A 17,604-nucleotide genomic window follows, 5' to 3' on the forward strand; every position below is an offset into this window, starting at 1 on the left:
CCCTGTTTTCAGTTGGCAGAAGTGGCCCTGTTTTCAGTCGGCGTTAACAGCGTGAGGCGGATCGAGTCGCCCGAGGTCTGGCAGACGTGGGCGTGGTGCAGGAGCCGGTCAACGGTCGCGGTCGCGAGGGTCTTGGGCATCAGTTCGTCGAAGCCCGCGGGATGCAGGTTCGACGAGACCGCAATGGATCGTTTCTCGTAGGCGGCATCGACGAGTCGATAGAGGCCCTCGGCTGCGTCGGCCCCGACTTCGAGCAGCCCGATGTCATCGATCACGATCAGATCCGAGCGCAGGATCCGGGCAACGACCCGGCCGACGGAGTCGTCGGCGCGGTGCGCGCGGACGAGAGCGCCGAGGTCCTCGAGGCGGAACCACGCGACCCTCATGCCGGCCTCGACGACTTGCTGGCCGAGGGCCTCGAGGAAGAACGTCTTCCCAGTCCCGGAGGGCCCGCAAACGACGACGTTTTCCTTCCGGCCAATCCATTCCAACGTGCGGAGGGCCTGCTGCGTCGGGGCTGGGATCGAGGACGCTGACTCATCCCACGTGTCGAACGTTTTCCCCGTTGGGAACCCCGCGGCCCGGCGCCTGGTGGCGAGCATTGACCGGGATCGTCCGTTGACTTCCTCAACGAACAGGGCCTTGATGATCTCGACGGGTTCCCAGCGTTGCGCCCGGGCGGTCGCGATCAGTTCCGGCGCCAGGGCGCGGGCGTAGGGCATCTTCAACTGCCGCATGAGCGCTTCCAGGTCCGCGGGCAGCGCGGGCGCGGCGGCCTGGGTGACGCTCACGCGCTCTGCTCCAACTCGTCATCGGCGGCTTGCCCGATCGCAGCCCACCCGGCGGTGCCCTGCGCGAGCGAGCTGGTCTCGCCCGCCGTCCGTGCCGGCGGGCGCGCGGCGCCCGCGCTGAGGAGGGAGGCGAGGTCACCGGTCGCGAAACGACCATAAGTGGCCGCCTGGCCGAGGGCCTCGTCGACCGGGGCGGTGCCGCTGATCTTGGCCAGCGCGACGGCCTCAGCCATCTTCACGTTCATCCGCGCGGTCCCGGCCGCGGCCGCCTCGAGCAACCACGCGTGCGCGCCGGCCCCGATGGCCAGGAACTCCGTCTCGGCCGCGCTGCGCGGGGTGATCGTGTAATCGCCCGGGATCTTCTCCCGGTGATCGGGGAAGTGCGCGTCATCAATCTTCGGGCTGCCGGGCCGGGCCCTTTGGTGCCGGGCGACCTCGACGGGCCCGTCACTGCCGACATGGACAATGACGACCTGCTCGTCAGAGCCGACGCCGTGGCTGCGGACGAAGACACGGGCGCCGAGCAAGTGCGCCGGCACCGAGTACTGGCCGTTCTCGAACGTGACCATCGGCGTGTTCTCCGGGACGGCGCGGGTCAGGCCCAGCGCGACGGTGTGCGCAGTGTCAGGGACCCGGTGCAACCGGGGCCGTTCCTCCTCGAGCATCACCGACGGCTTCCGCCTGGTGGCGCGGTGCTCTCGGGTGTTGACCAGGGCCATGAATGCTTCGCAGGCCGCTTCGACCTCGGCGAACGACGCGTAGTCGGGCCGGAGGTTGGTGTCTTTGGGCACGATGTCAGCCTTGGCGAGCTTCACCGAGGACTCCACCCCGCCCTTGGACGCGGGATCCGCGGGCTGGCACGTGAGCACGCTCACCCCGTAGTGGCGGGCGAAGTCCACCGTCTGCGGATTCCGCACCGGAACCCCGGCAACATGAGACACGGTGACCGTTTTCTCGTTATCGGTCAGGACGTAGGTCGGCGCGCCGCCAAGGAGCCGGAACGAGCGATCCAGCGCGGCGAACACGCTCGGCGCCGTGCGGTCCCGTAACGCGATCACAATCCGGAACCGCGACCACGCCAGCCACGCGACGAACAACACCGTTTTCTTCCCATCGATGACGGGGCCGTCGCCGAAGTCATACTGCAACCACATCCCCGGCTCCGTGATCCACGGCCGGTGCACCCGCACCCGGCCGAGCCGGAACGCAGCACGGACCTGCGCGACCGCGCGCCGCGTCGACCGCTCCGAACCCGCGTAGCCCAAGCCGATCAGTTTCGCGTGGGCCCGGTCCGCACGGATCTTGCCCTGCGACGCCTCCACCCATTCCTCGATCTTCGGCAAGAACGGATCCGTGACCCGGCCCCGGTAAGCGGGCTCCGCGAGCGGCCGGCCCGCGTCGCGCGCCGCGACGTGCCGGGCGACAGTGTGATGCGAGCACCCGGTGAGCTCGGCAGCAGCACGCAACGACTCAGTCAGGTCGTAGGCAGCGAGTATTTCCATGATTTCTCCGTCAAACTTCATTCAGGGCCCCTTCCTGGGCGACTTTGATGCGACTAGACACCGTCATCAAATCCCAGGAAGGGGCTCCCGCCACGTAACCGGGCGGGGGTTCAGAAATAGAAGTGGGCAGATCTCATGGCCACCAACGGGCCGTTCTACTGGCCATCAGTGGGCACTTCCGTGGCCGCCTATGGGCAGTTTGGCATGGCCGCTAACACCACACTGCGGACTCGTCTGAGAGATTCGCACAGGCAGCGTCAGCCAGGGTCCGGCCGATGGGTTCCAAAATCGTTAGCGTCCCGTGCATCCAAAACGGAAGTCCAATTCCCGTCTTATCCAGGCAGACCACATCGACACGGGCCAAACCCTCCACCGCCCGCAGCTCCTGGACCAAGGCCTGGCTACAAGCGAGCTTCCCGGCCGCCAGGGCGAAGGCCACGCTCGTTCGATTCGGTGGGCGTCCGGTTCTGCAAGCCAGCTTCCGCACGCAGTCGAACGTCGTGGTCGCTGAGTCCCTCCTCGGCCAGGAACGGGTCATCGAGAGGCGGCAGCGCTTGCCGTGCTGCGAGCGACGACCGCTCGGTGCATGCGGCTCGACGTGCCATCCGATCACGTCTCCGATCAATCCGATTCATCAATCGCGTGAAGTTGAGTGCCTGTGGCCTCCTTCGTGTCGACGCTCGTTGAATAGTAGGCCGTTGGTGCTCTTCGAAAAGTAGGCCACCGTGGTTCATCTATTCTGCGGTGTTCTCGGGCCTGGCGGAAGGCAGTGTGGTGATTCCGCTGTCTTTGAGCCGGTAGCTGGCGCCCTTGAGCGAGATGACGTCGGCGTGGTGAACGATGCGGTCGATCATGGCCGCGGCCACGACCTGGTCGCCGAAGACGTCTCCCCAGCGGGCGAAGGGAAGGTTGCTCGTCAGGATCAGCGAGGCGTGTTCGTAGCGCGATGAGACGAGTTGGAAGAACAGGTTCGCGGCGTCTTGTTCGAAGGGGATGTAGCCGACCTCATCGACTTATGCAGACATCTGCATAAGTTGACTTATGCCGACTCCGTGATTATGCCGATGCGGCCGCGGATAATCGCCAATATCGTTGGTAGCAAAGGCATTTTCCGCTGGACCCCAGAGAAATTGTCGGCATAATTCCGGCGTTGTCGGAAGCTGTTCCCGAGGAGGCACTGTGCTTCCAGATGAGGAACGAACTGATGCCAGGAACACGCAGAAAAGCTGGCGCGATGGCGCCCTACATTGCCGATATCGATGCGAAGCTGACCGCGGCCGGCTACACGCCGGGCACGAGGCTGGGCCTGTTGAAGATCGTCGGCGACGTCGGCTGCTGGCTGGAGACGGAACGGCTGACGGTCGCGGATTTTGACGAGTCGGCCGTCGCGTCTTTCCGCGCCGCGCGGGCCGGTGAGGGATTCACTCAGAAACTCTTTGGCCGCTGCTTCACTTTGATGTTCGAGGTGCTGCGGGAGGACGGGGTACTTGCGCCGCCTCCCACTGCAGTGGTCTCTCCGCTGGAGGCTCTGCTGGCGGCCTATCGTCAGTGGTTGGTCCACGACAAAGACCTGGCGGCGATGACGGTGCTCCGCTATGAGAACCTGGCGCGGCGATTCCTGCAGATCGGTCAGCCCGCAGGAGAGCTGCTTGACACCACGATGCTGTCCGGTGTCGAGATCTCGGCATTCATCCTGGCCGAGAGTGGACGGGTGAGTCTCGGGTCCGCGCGCGGCCGGGTCGCGGAGATGCGCGCGTTGCTGCGTTACCTCTACCTCACGGACCGGACCCGCTGGAATCTGGCGGGATGTGTTCCCTCGGTTGCCGGTTGGCGCGACGCGCACCTGCCAGTGTCGCTGAGCGCCGGGCAGGTCGAGGCGATGGTGGACAGCTGCGATCGCAGTACCAGGACCGGCCGCCGGGACCGGGACCGGGCGATCATGCTGCTGTTGGCCCGGCTGGGACTTCGGTGCATCGAGGTCGCCCGGCTGCGCCTGGACGACGTCGATTGGCGCGCCGGGGAGCTCACGGTCCGCGGCAAGGCCCGCCGCCGCGACCTGATGCCCCTACCCGTCGATGCGGGAGAAGCGTTGGTGGATTACCTCCACGAGGTCCGGCCGTCGTCGCCGCACCGGGAGGTGTTCATCACCGAACGCGCCCCACGCAAACCGATCACGGCGGACCTTGTCGGTGACGTGGTGCGCCGGGCAGCTCGCCGGGCCAATTGCCCGGACGCGAAGGCACACGGGCTGCGTCACGCGCTGGCGACAGAGATGTTGGCGAAAGACACTCCCCTGCTGGACATCGGGCAGGTGCTGCGCCACCGGGATCTGGCCACCACTGCCATCTACGCGAAGGTCGACATCGACTCCCTACGCGGGATCGCCCAAGACTGGCCGGGGCAGAGGTCATGACGACACTCACAAAATCCTTGGACGACTACCTGCGGCTGCGACGGAATTTGGGCTATCAGTTGGCTGACGCGGCGAGGCTTCTTCCCCGGTTCGTGGCGTGGATGGACGCCAACGAGCAACCGACGGTCACTATCGCCAACACCATCGCCTGGGTCGAGACCGTGTCGGCTGAACCGGGCAGCACTGTCTGGCCGCGCCGGATGACGGCCGTTCGCGGCTTCGCCCGCTACCTCTCCGGCATCGATTCCGCGACAGAAGTCCCACCAATCGGGTTGTTCCCCTCCCGCCGGCGCTGGAGGACACCATTCATCTATTCCGCCGACGACATCACCGCCCTGATGGGCCATGCGCAGCACGACTTGGATTCGCGACTGCCTGCGGCGACGTATTCCACCCTGATCGGGCTGCTGGCGGTGACGGGGCTACGCATCGGGGAAGCGATCCGGCTGGATCGGGCCGACGTTGATCTCGCTGCCGGCGTTCTCCTTGTTCGGCAGTCGAAGTTCATGAAGACCCGCAAGGTTCCCGTGCTCTCCAGCACCGTTGCTGCACTGCGCACATACGCCGCTCAGCGCGACACGCACCTCCCGGCGCCGTCCACCGCGAGTTTCTTCATGACGGTGACGGGAAAGCGGCTGCTCTATCCCGTTGTCCAAACTGTCTTCCACAGCCTGTGTTCCGAGGCGGGGATCGGGGTCGGAGCGGCCCGCGGTCCCCGCCTGCACGACCTGCGTCACACTTTCGCGGTCACGACGTTGGTCAACTGGTATCGCAGCGGCGCCGACGTTCACGTGCGACTGCCTTACCTCTCTACCTATCTCGGGCACCGCGATCCACGGTTCACCTACTGGTATCTCTCCGCTGCGCCGGAACTCCTCGCCCTGGCCGCTGAACGCCTCGAGCCTAGGGATGGGCAGGTGCAGTCATGACGGGGATCACGGCGACGGTCCAGATGTTCTTCAGCGACCGTCTGGCCAAACAGCGCCAGGCCAGCGGCCACACCGTCGCCGCCTACCGCGACACGCTGCGGCTATTGTTCGCCTTCGTCCAGTCCACGACGGGGAAGCTGCCCTCGCACCTGGACTGGTCGGATCTCGACCAGGGCGTGATCAGCGCGTTCCTGGACCATCTGGAGACCACGCGGCACAACAGCGCCCGCACACGCAATGCCCGCCTGGGCGCGCTGCGGTCGCTGTTCCGCTACGCCGCGCTGCAGCACCCCGAACACGCGGACGTCATCGCCCGGGTGCTGGCGATTCCGCCGAAGAGGTTCGACAAAGCTACGGTGTCCTACCTCACCGCCGAGGAGGTCGACGCTCTGTTGGCTGCCCCGGACCTCAACACCTGGGAGGGACGCCGCGACCACGCCTGGCTGATGCTCTGCATCCAGACCGGGTTACGGGTGTCGGAGCTGACCGGGTTGAACTGCGCCGACATCAGCTGCGGCACCGGCTCGAACGTCCGCTGCCACGGGAAGGGACGCAAAGACAGCGCCATCCCGCTCACCGCAGCAACCGAAGCGGCGGTCCGCTACTGGCTGCGCGAGAGGGCCGGCTTGCCGACCGATCCGCTGTTCTGCACCCGCACTGGTCGACGCCTCACCCGCGATGCCATCGAACACAGATTGATCGCCCACCACGCCGCGGCCGCCCTGACCTGCGGCACATTGCAGTCCAAGAAGCTCTCACCCCACACGTTGCGGCACACCACCGCGATGACGTTGCTGCACGCGGGAGTGGACACCACCGTCATTGCGCTCTGGCTGGGCCACGCCGACACCCGGTCCACGGATCCCTACATCCACGCCGACATGACGATCAAGGAACGCGCGCTGGCCAAAACAACCCCGGTGTCATCGCCGCCAGGTCGGTATCGCCCTGCCGATAGCCTCCTCGCGTTCCTGGAAGGGCTGTGATTATGCCGACCTCCACGCAGCCGACCGCAGGTCACAGGCCAGGAAGACACTCGGCTCAGGGGCCGCCGTCCTACCCGCATCGGCATAAACACGGAGTCGGCATAAGTCGACGATGATCAGGCCGAACTTACTGCCGATCGCGAACTGCGCCGTTATTTTGGGAGATTTGGGGTTGCGGGGGACCTGAGCATCGTCAGAGGAGCCCCAAGCGGGACCGACCAGCTCATTCTGGTCACCACAGCAATCCAGCCCGTCGCCACCGATCGGACTCCCACTCCCCAGCGAAGGCCACGTGACTCACCGGACAGGTTGACCGTAAGATCACCGCCGTGCGCATTAAGCCGGGATCGCTCGTCTCAAAGTTACCGGGGTCGACGCTCGGCGTTAGGTTGCACGCCGGTCAAGGTGACGTCGAACCCATGGTCCGCCCCGCTTGCCTTGTGGTCCGCGGTCGGAAGCTCAACGAGATGTGGAATACCTGTCTGTGTTGCCTCGGCGAATTTGCAGGGCGGTCCTCTGCCGGTCGTGGGTCATCGGGGTGCTGAGAGGTGTTGGATGAGGCATGGCGAAAATCGGTTCGGGCACTGTCTCGGGGTCGACGTTGGAGGATCGGAGTGAGTCATGGGTCCCTCGTGTCGGCGCGACCTCAGCGAGGCTCCTGCGGAGTAGATCCCGACAAATCTGGACGGGATGGCTGTCGCTCCTCGCTCTTCCAATTGGAGCCTTAGCCGCATGGGCAGCCTTCGTCGTCAGCGCTCCCGATGACCCTCCTGTTGTCGAAATGGGTGTCATCATGTTCGTCGCACTCTTGGGTGCCTGTGTCAGCGTGGGCCAGCTCGTTGCCGCTCGGAGAAACCGCTCTGCGGCGGTCACGAATGCCTTCCATTTCCTCCACCATCGGTATGGGTACATCAGCGTCTACGACCTCAGTCAAGCCATGGCTTCCATCCAGGGATTCGATGTGTGGTTGAGTCACCTCTCCCCTGCCGCTGGTGACGCTAGTGACGCTAGTGACGCTAGTGACGGTACGCCGGTGGCACGGACATGGGATGAGAATATTGTTCGGCCGATTGCATCTGGCCTGACTTCACGAGGAATCCGGCTCCTTGCACTGATTCCACTGCTCCCGGGAATCGGAACGTGCATGGCTCTAGGCATGCTCGGGGCGACGGACAACTTCCCCAATCGGAGCGTTTGGCTCACTAGTTGGTCTGTCGGCGGCTCACTCGTAGTTCTCGCATGTGTGGTATGCTCAGTGGCCGTTCTCCGGGATCGCGCAGAGCTACGCCGGGGCTACACCACGGTCTTGTCAAGCTCTCGTCCCTTTGATAACCAGACTGCCTTGGACCTCGTCGACTGGAAGACGGGGTACTTGCTTCGTCGTGCTGGCGAGCCCGGCCTGACGACGGCCATCTTCCGGAACCGGCTTCGCGAGATCCGCGCAGCTCACGCTGGCCAGTCGCCGCACCGCCTCCATGGTGCGGGACGAGAAACCTGAACGGGTGGCCGCGGCTCAGCCTGATGCTCAGCTCCCGGCACTTCGCTTTAGTTATCCTTCACCGACCATTCCTTCGTGGGCGTGCCAAAACGGGACCATGACCACAATGGTCACCATTGACACGACACTGAGCCTCCACGCGGAGGGCCGGAGCATCGAGCTGCTGAAGTCATTCATCCTGTCGTCAGCCATAGAGGTGTTCTGGCGTTTGTGGGCATTGTTTGTAGATGCCCTGGCCGAGGGGTCCGGGCTCCACGTGTGCGTAGGGCTGCCATGCGACAGTGGCTGGGCCCTGGCCGGTGTAGTTGCCCATGAAGGATTCGAGCGTGGGTGGCGTGTCGACCGGGATGTGGGCGGCTTCGAGGCACGGCATGAGCACCGTCGTCTGGTACTCGTACAGGTAGGTGAGCTGCGACTCGTTCAGCGGCACCGAGTTCGTCGGGTCACTGGGAAAACGGGTGTTGCAGACGTAGTCCGCGATCGCATGGCGCAATTCGTCGCCGTTCGCCACATAGGTCTCGATGCCGCCCTCCGGACTGGCGACCGCGGGGACTCCTGCTGCGGTCAGGCAGGCCGCGATCACCGGCGGCAGTTCCTCCAGGCTGACGAATCGTTCCCGCGTTGCCGTCGGCACGGCCACGTCGGGATAGCTGGCGACGAATCCGTCGCGTAAGGCTGTTTGGGCCTGATCGGCCAGCTCCTGCCGTGCGGTTGCGGTCATCACCGGCGGGGTGGGCGCCGGGATGGACGTGGCCGACGGTGCGGCAAGTGGAGCGGCAAGTGGTGCGGCGGCGCATCCGCTCAGAAGCAGGATGGCCAGGGCAAGCGCGAGGCCCTTCCCGGCGGCTCGCAGCGGGCGTCGTGCCGGTGCGGTGTGTGGCGTAGTCACGATGATCTCCTGTCAGAGATAGAGGCGGAAGGTGCCGAGGACAGTGGTTCCGTCGCTGCCGTAAAGCGGGAAGGGTTGGCCTGTGGGGTACCTGGCCCGGAAGGCGATGAGCCAGTCGAGCACGGCCGCACCTCTGAGGTCCCTCGGGATCGAGGTGAGTGTCGTTCGCACCACATACCCGTTCACCGGCTCGCCGTTATCGTCGCCGACTGCGTAGAGCAGGTCGGGCAAGTTCGTGGCTTCAGGTCCGGGCGTGCCGAATGTCTGGCCCCGGCCGTTGGTGGGAAAGTCGGCGGGGACGTGGTTGACGTAGCTGGCGTCCACCGCATACTTGCCACCAGGGGTCGCCGTGATCACGAGTTCCCTCGGTACCGCCGCGTCGACCAGCGGGAATTCGGCCGTCTGGGTCGTGAGGCCTGCGCCGGACCCATCCTGGTACTTCATCGTCATCTCCGCCCCTTGCACTCCCGGGACGGTCAGGGTGAAGCTGCCCGCGGACAACGTGGTGAACGTGACTCGCAGGGCGTTGGCGGGGAAGTCGGGGACCGTGAGGGGGATGGTGGCCGGCCCGGAGCTCGGCTCACCGGTATTGAGCACACCGGTCGCGACCGCCGTGCCCGCCGCGGTACCCAAACCGAGCAGCGTGACGATCACGGCGATCGTGCCGCCGCGACCGAGACCGAATCGCCTGCGGGGCCGACGCGCGATGCGCGCGAGAACCTCAGTCTTCATCTCGGCGACGAACGCGTCGAGCTCTGCACCGACGGGCGGTTCCTCCGGGTGCGCGCGACGGATGCCGGGTTCACTGGTCATGACTGCTCACCGCCGTTCTGAGTCGGGTTCGTGCTCGCTCGAGTCGTTTGCTGACCGCTCCTACGCTTGCGCCTACGAGCGCGGCCGCCTCCGCATAGGAGCGGCCCTCGATCAGGCAGAGCTCACAGATACGCCGGTCGAGGTCATCGAGCGCCTCGATCTCCGCGAGTACCCACTTCAAGCGCCGGGCCGCGAGAGCATGGTCTTCGTTCGCCGCGACATCCGCCAGGCCCTCGGGGAGCGCCTCAGTGTGGTGGGTCGCTTTCTTGCGGCGCAGGTTCAGTGCGTGATTTCGGCAGGTGACGAGCAACCACGGCAGCGCAGAGGACTCGGCGATCGTCACCGACGCGGCCTTGGCCCACGCCGTCACGAAGGTGTCCTGCACGATCTCCTGAACGTCCATCCGATCGGAGACGAGTGCCCACGCGTACCGGGTGACCGCCCGCGCATGCCGGTCGAACAGCAGCCCGAACGCGCGGCGATCCCCCTTTACCGATTGGTGCAACAGCACCCGGTCGGACTCCCCCACAGTCTCCATAACCACCCCCTTGACTATTGAATGTCATCAGCGGCCGATTCATGACAAATTTGCCCTGATCGGGTCCAGATATTTCCAAGGTGCCCTAGACCGACCATGTGTCGCCACGTGCACATACTGGATTCCATCCGCACAGGGCGCCTGACGGAGACATCAGCATCCGAGTCTCGAGTACTGAGGGCACTTTGAATCGACACGCCCTGGACGTCTATGCAGAGCACTTCGCAAAACTTGAATCGATGCCAGTCGAAAGGCGGAACCGTACGGGCCTTTCCCGTGATGGCTCATAGACTCTGGACGCAGGACACCAAAATCGGAGGCACTATGGCTACCTCGGTAGAACAGACACAAACGTGGAAGACGTGGGCGCCGCTGATTGGTGCCGGCTATGCCCGCGTCTTCGTGCCAGTTCGGAAGCGATTCACATAATCAATCCTAAGTTATGTGTTCGGGTTGTTCTTGATGCCGTTCTTGGCCATGGGATTCCGCGACAGCCCGTTCGTGCCCATCGCGCTAATCACCATCGTCGTCCTATTCATGGGGACTACGGCGGTCGGATTTTACGGGTTGTACGCCTTCGGCCGGGATGTGCGAAAGGACCTCGCGACCGCAGGATTCCCCACCGATCGAAGGGCGCCGATGCAATATCCGCGCCTCTTTGAGCAGTGGCTGGACAGAAATGTATTGACGTCTGAAACCGTCGTCAGTGTCGGAAATGCACTTTACGGCGAGCACGACGACACACACACATTCGCTCTGTCGACGAACAGGCCTGAGCCGGGTGGGGTTGGAAGTGATGGCAAAGCCCATTCCCCAGGCGCGTGCCCGATCCGATCTCGCCTGCTTGGGCATCACCCCGAAATCAAGTGAGTTGTCGAAGTCACGGGCTGCGACAAGGGTGAGCTGCTCACGGAACGGTCAAGTTCCTGAGCGAGCCAATGCCCGCGCCTATCGAAAGCAACGGTTGAAATAAGTCGCGGTCGTTCGGTGCGGAAGATGAATTTATCCGCTTCCCGGTTCACGATTCGGTCGGAATCCGCGGTGCAGTAGTAGGTGACCTTCGATATCCCATCCTGAGTGAGGCGCCTCGAGTGATTCTCGTGGATCAGTTTGTACCGCGACGCGGACTTCGCCGTCAGCTCGACTTCGACGAGCTCCACACTATCGCCATAGTTTGCAACGCCGTCGGCCTGGTGGTCGAGCATGCCGACTGGCCGTCGGTCGCGCTGCCAGGTGTAGCCGAGAGCGAGATATCGGGCCGATACCGTCGCGACGGCGACCTCGTGCCGCGTGGTTTGCCGGAACAGGTTTGGCGGCTGTCTCCCGACCGCGTCGTGCGTCGCCCAGACGATCGACGCACCGTGGAATGTCGGCCTTGCCCGGGCAACGAGACCGGCCTCGACCATCCGCATGATCCAGTGTTGGGCCTTCCTCGTGCTGATCGGCTCCGCTGAACCCAGCATCGCGCCCAGTGCCACCGGATCGCATCGACCTCAGCCAGACGCACCGTGCCAGGCCAGTGGATCATCGCCAGATCACGCTCTGTCACCTGCACCATGCCGCTTGGCGAGTAGTCGTAGTTGGAACCTCTAGTCCACTCAGGTGGTACTGGTTTTCTGGCGAGGTGGTACTGGCAGCGGGTCGTTGACCGCCGCTGCCAGCACCGCCCCGGTGAGTCCTATTCCCAGTGTTCCTTGTTGGCGCGGGCGGTGTCGTCGCGTAGCTTGCGCATGTCGACGCGGCCCAGGTTGATGGTGCGGGAATGGTTCGCGAGCCGGTTCACGATCGAGTCCGCCGCCACTCGATCCGGGAGGGCCTCGACCCAGTAGGCCGGCCCGGACTGGGAGGCGATCACGGTCGGTAGGCGGTGCTCCCTGTTCGCCAGCACCGCGAACAGGTCGCTGGCGGCGTCGCTGTCGATGCCGACGGTGAGGAAGTCGTCGATGATGAGCAGGTCGACGTCGGAGAGCTCGTTGAGCAGTCGCTGGTGGGCGATGCCATCGCCTCGGCTGATGATCAGGCGCCGGGCGAGGTCGTCCATCCGTGCGTAGGTGACGGTGTGCTCGTTCAGGCAGGCGGCGATCCCGATCGCGCAGGCGAGATAGCTCTTGCCGCCGCCGCTGGGCGAGATGATGAGCAGGTTCGTCGGATCGGCCCGCCAGGAATGAGCCGCGTATCGGCGCATCCGGACCGGGGTGATGCCACGGCCTTCGCGGTAGTCGAGCTCAGCGACCGACGCGTTCGGGATCGGGAACTTCGCCTGCCGGATGAGTTTCTCGATCCGGCTGTGTCGTCGCTGCTCGAGCGCGTAGTCGATCGCGGTCAGAAACAGCTGTTCCGGGGTGAGGGTGTCGTTGGTCTCGTCCCGGATGAGTTCCTCGAACCGGGTCGCGACGTGGGTGACCCTCAGGGCCCGGAATTTGTCGTAGTCGATGCTGGTGAACATCAGAGTTCTTCCGTTCCGCGGGCGTAGTGGGAGGCGTCGCGGACATAGACGTCCAGAAGGGTGTCGCGGAACGCGACGGTGCTGGCCGGTTTCCGTGTCGAGGCCGCGGGGATGAGCGGGCCGGGCCGTTTGCGGTCGCTGTCGATCGCGGCCATCATCCGCTTCAGCGTCGAATACGTGGCGTGGCCGCGCTGGTTGATCAGCTCCTGGCAGGTCGCTTCCAGCCGCCCCCGGTTCCTTTTGCCGAGGCCCTCGAGGATGTTCTGGCAGTCCAGATACCCCTGCGCCTCGATCTTCTGCCGGTCGAGGACCTGCTCGATGACCGTCACTGTCGCCGGGCCGAAGGAGCGGGCGCGGTCCACGAACCAGCGCCGGGACCACAGCCCCTCGATGTCGCGGTGCTGGGTCGGGACATGCTCGGGGAGGGTGGAGTACTGGCCCTTCCGGCCGAGCTTGCGGGCGTGTTCGGAGACGATGTCCTGACCGTCGAACACTGTCACCCGTGATGACGTCAGCCTCACCCGCAGCAGCCGGCCCGCCATCTTGAACGGGACGGAGTAGTGCTGCCCGTCGCAGCTGAGGTGGTAGTTGCGGCCGGCCTTGAGTTCTTTCCACTCCACTTCCTCGAACCGGTCGCCCGGCAGTGGGCCCAGCTGGGCGGCTTCCTCGGCCTGAAATACCTCCCACCGGGTGGTGTCGTTCGCCCGGCGGATGTCATGGTTGATCTCCTTCACCCGCACTGCGATCTCGGCGTTCAACTCGCCGAGGGTGGTGAAGACATCCTCGGCGAGGTAGCCGATGACGCGTTTGTTCACGACGTTCACCGCCGATTCCACGGCCGCCTTGTCACGCGGGCGGCGAACTCGGGCGGGAACGACCGCGGTGCCGTAGTGGTCGGCGAGCTGCTGGTAGCGGGCGTTGACGATCCGTTCCGTGTCTCCCTGGGTGCGCCGGTGGGTCGCGGTGGTGGGATTGTCCGGGACGAGGATCTGCGGGACGCCGCCGAAGAAAGAGAACGCCCTCACGTGGGCGTCAAGCCAGGCCTCGGACTTCATGTTCGTCGTCGCGTGGCAGAACAGCGCCCCGGAAAACGGCAGCACCGCCAGGAACAGATAGGCGCGGGTGGTCTCACCGGTGACCGCGTCCGCCAGGTCGATGGTGTCGCCGGCCCAGTCGATGAGCATCGCCCGGCCGGGCTCGTGCTGCAGCGTCGCGACCAGGTCATTGGTCCGCAGGTGCTCACCGAACAGGTGGCAGTACTGCGCATACCCATACTTCTTGCTCTGCCCGCTGACACCGACATACTTGCGCCAGCTCTGCTGCAGGGTGAAGTGCCGGTTGGCTTTCATCGACCGCAGCACGGCGGGAAAGTCCGGGGCCTCGTACTCGTCAGAGACCCGTTTACGCCCGTCGGGGAAGAGCGCCTGAATGTCGGTGTCGGTCATCGATTCCGCCGACCCCGCCGTGATGCTGCGAGCGGTGATGGTCTTCTTCACCGCCGAGATGTCGCGCCGGGAGCACCCGACGATCTCGACGATCTCGTTGTAGCTGCGCCCCTGGAGCACGAGCTCCATGATCTTCCGGTAGTTGGCCATACTGCCTCCGTCTCATCGAAGCAGCGACACCGTTGTGCCCCCGCTTCGACTAGAGAATCGGAAAAGGTCAGGCCGTACCAACTACCCAGAACGAGGGGTACCAACTACGTGGACTGAAGGTACCAACAAGGGCTACTCGCCACCGCTCCCCGTCCCTCACAACTTCAGCCGCTCACCCGTTTTTTCTTCATGTTTTTTCTCTTTGTTTTTTCTTTTTCTTTCATTCATATTTCTTTCATCTACCTCTGACTCTTTCCCTGTCCCACCACCTCCCCTTTGCTTCCCAACCCCCCACACAATGCCGTTGAGTGTGGGGGGGGGTTGGGAAGCGAGCGCAGCGAGGGGGTGGCGGTGGGACAGGAAAAGAGTGCCCTCGGGTAGTCGTTTACCTATTCGCTCTCGATGACGGGGTAAACGACCGGCCAGACGAATGCGCGCACGCCGCCGCGACATTCTGAAGGCCCGCTCGTCCTGACAACGCCGACACCGTGGCTGGCGCGAGTACTCCCGGCGAATGCCTACTCCGTCGAGCCGCGCAGGCCTTGGACCTTCGCTTCGATTGTTTCTATGTGCCGGCCATGCCCGAGCCCAATCACTGAACCGAATCCGCGTCGGACGATAAGCGGGACGACCACAGAATGGTCTCCCCTTGTGTCGAACGACAGCTGGAGGGTGGGCGTCGTGCTGCTGAAGATCGCCGTCATCACGAGACGAATGTCTCTGACGTCGCTCCAGCGGAGGTCGAAGAGTCGGACGCTGTTCCCCTCTCGTGAGGACTGCCAAACGCTGATGCCCGTTGAGGTCACGCCAAGAGCGGCAGCCCATTCGAAGACGACCTCCCCACCAGGAGTCTCGAGGGCCTTCCTCGAGTCTGCTGTCTGGGCGACGTAGACGACCAGGGCGTCGGGCTCGCTGGCCTGGATCGCTGCGAGAGTGGCCGCGTCTTGCCGTCGGGTGCCCATTGCTCTAACGAGGACCACGTAGAGCACAACCATTGCGACTGTGAAGCCGCCGATGATGGCGACTGGAATAAGCACGTCTGCCCCAGTGGGTGGCGGACCCGATGCGGCCGCCAATATGAGTCGACCGCCCACAAGGATGACACCAAGCGCGAGCAAGCCGTCCCACCAGAACCATCGACGCTTCACATACGGCATGCCGTTCGTTTCCCTCCCGATTGCGACTCGTTGCCCGTCACGTCGGCCGGCCAAACTGAATTGTCAGCGGGCCAAGCCACGTCGTCAGCCAGTATGCGCCGTCGCAATGACCGTGATCACAACCACCGCGATCGTGAACACGGCAACGATCAGCCAGCCCTGCCACGTTCGCGGACCCCATCCGCCACCCAGTTTCTTCGGACCAAACCACGGTTCATGTTCCGCCACTGCGTCCCCCTCGAGCTCGAATATCGCCACTCCTGCTCAGCGCGGTGCAATCTTGTCAGTCATCGCCGAAATGATCCCGAGCGACACGGCGGCCCCACCTATTGCGCGCCCGGACCAACGACCATCCCGTTCTCTTATCGCATCCGGCGCCGAAGCGAGGCGCCAGAGCGACACGCTGAGCCATTCGACGGTCGCCGGTATGCTGCGCAGATGGGGAAGCGTAGATCGCTGGCGGATCGAATCCAGGCACGATTCGATTCGATCCCGCTCCCCGCGAGCTCCCCACACCGCACTCAGCGCCCTGTCAGCGCGCGAGACCGACGGGTAAAACGGTTCGCGCTCATCAGTCTCGCCATCTTTGCTTTCGGAATGTCATTCATGCTGATGACCTATGGAGTGGCGGCCGGGATCTGGTGGAAAGACTCTTCCGCTGCAACCTGCACCGTGAACGCAACGTCGCACCACGACACCTATGGAAATCCGGCTTCCTGGGCGTGGTCTACGACGTTGACACCACCTGCGGGCCCCTGCAAGTCACCGGCGGAGGCGCGCTCAGCGAGAAGGAAGCGGAAACCCTCGGTGAGTCCATCCGATCGGGAAACGAGTACCAATTCGAGCTTCGAGGCTGGATCGGATGGCCCAACGAACGCAGGGCCATCGTCGCGGTAACCGGCGTGACTCGCCACTAAATAGTTCTTTTGGTCAGGTATTCCATACCCTACGATCTGCACGCGGGCCGCTTCACCAGAGCCCCCAACACTTCAGCGCGAATCCGTTCCAGGCTTAAGACGAAGGCCTTCAAGACGCCTTGCGATTTCGGCAACATAGTGCCGACTCGCCGGAAACATTCCTCCTCCGCGGGGCGTCCGCAATACGAGCGTCGCCCGGCCTCCCTGGATCGAGCTACTGCTCACCCGAATCACCAAAGCGGGCAACGATCTCATCCCAGCCTCGACCCAACCGACCGTGCATTCTGCTACCTCGTTCCAGCCCACCGTCACCGGTTCGGACTCGATCCGCTCCACAAAGGTCACTCCTGTGTCGCTAGCGACGAGAGCCAAAGTAGTGGACTTCGACCGCGCAATGAGTTTGTCGGTCGTCTCCATCTTTGGACCAGGCACGAAGGACAGCGTAGGGAATGCGTCGCAAATCAGTGCGTTCGGGAATTGGGCACCGAGCGCAGCCAGGGTGGACTTCCTTCGACTGATCCACACACCGCGGACGGTCAGCCACACAACTACGCTGAGAACGGTCACGCCAAGCAAAGAATAGCCGGGAAGGACTGCTGTTTTCGAACCATCAGAAGCCTGCGCGACCAGTCGGCTCGACTGCAGAAGAACAAATGCAGCACCGGTGACTGCGACTCCAAGGGTCGCAGCGAACGCTGCATTCCGCTTAGTCCACACTCTTGGCGGTGCCACGATTGCCCCCTGCCACTTGCGTAGCGCCTTCAGCGATCGCACCTGCGGATAAGGATCGCTGGCCGCACGGATCACATCGCCCGTTTCGGGATCGCGCTGCTCGAGCTGCTGATATGCGTTGAACAGGGTCGTGTATCCCGACCGGATTTCACGATTGTTTTTCCGATAGAAGGGGATTCCCACAGCGAAGAGGGATCCAAAGACGTACGCGCCCCAAAACCCCAGCAGCGTGACGAGAACCGACTTGTCCACGCGACCAGCGAACGCCAGCACAGCCGAACCGAGAGCCGCGAACATCGGGACCACCATAAAAATGGTCAGCCGAAGGCTGATCTCCCCATATGCGTATGCGGTTCGTCCTGGCAGTAGCCGTGCGGACTCACTGCTCATCTTTGTCC

General features: G+C 64.1%; 14 protein-coding genes and 1 pseudogene. 4 read left to right on the forward strand and 11 right to left on the reverse strand.

Features of this window, described 5'->3' with window-relative positions:
• Positions 1–8: 8 nt before the first annotated feature.
• The 3 genes and pseudogenes from istB to RCH22_RS09510 all read right to left on the reverse strand — a co-directional run.
• Complete coding sequence (istB, locus tag RCH22_RS09500) at positions 9–791, reverse strand: IS21-like element helper ATPase IstB (protein ID WP_327013767.1); 783 nt, start codon at positions 789–791, stop codon at positions 9–11.
• Positions 788–2,314 carry an IS21 family transposase gene (gene istA, locus RCH22_RS09505; RefSeq protein WP_327013436.1) on the reverse strand — a complete coding sequence of 509 codons (1,527 nt, stop codon included), beginning with the start codon at positions 2,312–2,314 and terminating at the stop codon, positions 788–790. The genes istB and istA (RCH22_RS09505) overlap by 4 nt, the downstream gene beginning before the upstream one ends.
• 713 nt (positions 2,315–3,027) lie before the next feature.
• Positions 3,028–3,306: pseudogene (locus RCH22_RS09510) on the reverse strand (ATP-binding protein); the annotation flags it as partial.
• 221 nt (positions 3,307–3,527) lie between these two features.
• Between RCH22_RS09510 and RCH22_RS09515 the strand changes: the two are divergent.
• Genes RCH22_RS09515 through RCH22_RS09525 form a run of 3 tightly spaced genes read left to right on the forward strand, consistent with a single transcriptional unit; the run spans position 3,528 to position 6,621 of the window.
• Positions 3,528–4,706 carry a tyrosine-type recombinase/integrase gene (locus tag RCH22_RS09515; RefSeq protein WP_327013768.1) on the forward strand — a complete coding sequence of 393 codons (1,179 nt, stop codon included), beginning with the start codon at positions 3,528–3,530 and terminating at the stop codon, positions 4,704–4,706.
• Positions 4,703–5,635, forward strand: coding sequence for a tyrosine-type recombinase/integrase (locus tag RCH22_RS09520; RefSeq protein ID WP_327013769.1), 933 nt, complete (start codon positions 4,703–4,705; stop codon positions 5,633–5,635). The genes RCH22_RS09515 and RCH22_RS09520 overlap by 4 nt, the downstream gene beginning before the upstream one ends.
• The gene (locus tag RCH22_RS09525; protein WP_327013770.1) at positions 5,632–6,621 is read left to right on the forward strand and encodes a tyrosine-type recombinase/integrase; all 990 of its coding nucleotides are present in this window, start codon (positions 5,632–5,634) and stop codon (positions 6,619–6,621) included. The genes RCH22_RS09520 and RCH22_RS09525 overlap by 4 nt, the downstream gene beginning before the upstream one ends.
• Positions 6,622–8,303: 1,682 nt before the next feature.
• On the opposite strand, the gene RCH22_RS09530 is transcribed toward RCH22_RS09525, so the two are convergent.
• The 7 genes from RCH22_RS09530 to RCH22_RS09560 form a co-directional block, all read right to left on the reverse strand.
• Positions 8,304–9,008 carry a hypothetical protein gene (locus RCH22_RS09530; protein WP_327013771.1) on the reverse strand — a complete coding sequence of 235 codons (705 nt, stop codon included), beginning with the start codon at positions 9,006–9,008 and terminating at the stop codon, positions 8,304–8,306.
• 12 nt (positions 9,009–9,020) lie between these two features.
• Positions 9,021–9,821, reverse strand: a complete 801-nt coding sequence (locus RCH22_RS09535) for a hypothetical protein (RefSeq protein WP_327013772.1) — start codon at positions 9,819–9,821, stop codon at positions 9,021–9,023.
• Positions 9,811–10,359, reverse strand: a complete 549-nt coding sequence (locus RCH22_RS09540) for a sigma-70 family RNA polymerase sigma factor (RefSeq protein WP_327013773.1) — start codon at positions 10,357–10,359, stop codon at positions 9,811–9,813. The genes RCH22_RS09535 and RCH22_RS09540 overlap by 11 nt, the downstream gene beginning before the upstream one ends.
• Positions 10,360–11,210: 851 nt before the next feature.
• The gene (locus tag RCH22_RS09545; RefSeq protein WP_327013774.1) at positions 11,211–11,837 is read right to left on the reverse strand and encodes a hypothetical protein; all 627 of its coding nucleotides are present in this window, start codon (positions 11,835–11,837) and stop codon (positions 11,211–11,213) included.
• Between the two features lie 200 nt (positions 11,838–12,037).
• A complete protein-coding gene (locus RCH22_RS09550) occupies positions 12,038–12,805 on the reverse strand; it encodes an ATP-binding protein (RefSeq protein WP_323508341.1) in 768 nt (255 codons plus the stop codon).
• Positions 12,805–14,400, reverse strand: coding sequence for an IS21 family transposase (istA, locus tag RCH22_RS09555; protein WP_327012619.1), 1,596 nt, complete (start codon positions 14,398–14,400; stop codon positions 12,805–12,807). Before istA (RCH22_RS09555) ends, RCH22_RS09550 begins: the two co-directional genes overlap by 1 nt.
• Positions 14,401–14,918: 518 nt before the next feature.
• Positions 14,919–15,437, reverse strand: coding sequence for a hypothetical protein (locus RCH22_RS09560; RefSeq protein WP_327013775.1), 519 nt, complete (start codon positions 15,435–15,437; stop codon positions 14,919–14,921).
• A gap of 761 nt (positions 15,438–16,198) precedes the next feature.
• Between RCH22_RS09560 and RCH22_RS09565 the strand changes: the two genes are divergently transcribed.
• Complete coding sequence (locus RCH22_RS09565) at positions 16,199–16,474, forward strand: hypothetical protein (RefSeq protein ID WP_327013776.1); 276 nt, start codon at positions 16,199–16,201, stop codon at positions 16,472–16,474.
• A gap of 72 nt (positions 16,475–16,546) precedes the next feature.
• Here RCH22_RS09565 and RCH22_RS09570 read toward each other — a convergent pair whose 3' ends face one another.
• Positions 16,547–17,596 carry a hypothetical protein gene (locus tag RCH22_RS09570; protein ID WP_327013777.1) on the reverse strand — a complete coding sequence of 350 codons (1,050 nt, stop codon included), beginning with the start codon at positions 17,594–17,596 and terminating at the stop codon, positions 16,547–16,549.
• Between the last annotated feature and the right edge of the window lie 8 nt (positions 17,597–17,604).

The organism is Cryobacterium sp. GrIS_2_6, assembly GCF_035984545.1.
In the GTDB taxonomy this organism is placed as follows: Bacteria; Actinomycetota; Actinomycetes; order Actinomycetales; family Microbacteriaceae; genus Cryobacterium.

What these genes read in the sequence shown, in the direction of transcription:
- RCH22_RS09520 (WP_327013769.1), top strand. Translation starts at nt 4,703, where the DNA reads ATGACGACACTCACAAAATCCTTGGACGACTACCTGCGGCTGCGACGG.
- RCH22_RS09540 (WP_327013773.1), bottom strand. Translation starts at nt 10,359, where the DNA reads ATGGAGACTGTGGGGGAGTCCGACCGGGTGCTGTTGCACCAATCGGTA.
- istA (WP_327013436.1), bottom strand. Translation starts at nt 2,314, where the DNA reads ATGAAGTTTGACGGAGAAATCATGGAAATACTCGCTGCCTACGACCTG.
- RCH22_RS09535 (WP_327013772.1), bottom strand. Translation starts at nt 9,821, where the DNA reads ATGACCAGTGAACCCGGCATCCGTCGCGCGCACCCGGAGGAACCGCCC.
- RCH22_RS09570 (WP_327013777.1), bottom strand. Translation starts at nt 17,596, where the DNA reads ATGAGCAGTGAGTCCGCACGGCTACTGCCAGGACGAACCGCATACGCA.
- RCH22_RS09550 (WP_323508341.1), bottom strand. Translation starts at nt 12,805, where the DNA reads ATGTTCACCAGCATCGACTACGACAAATTCCGGGCCCTGAGGGTCACC.
- RCH22_RS09515 (WP_327013768.1), top strand. Translation starts at nt 3,528, where the DNA reads ATGGCGCCCTACATTGCCGATATCGATGCGAAGCTGACCGCGGCCGGC.
- RCH22_RS09525 (WP_327013770.1), top strand. Translation starts at nt 5,632, where the DNA reads ATGACGGGGATCACGGCGACGGTCCAGATGTTCTTCAGCGACCGTCTG.
- istA (WP_327012619.1), bottom strand. Translation starts at nt 14,400, where the DNA reads ATGGCCAACTACCGGAAGATCATGGAGCTCGTGCTCCAGGGGCGCAGC.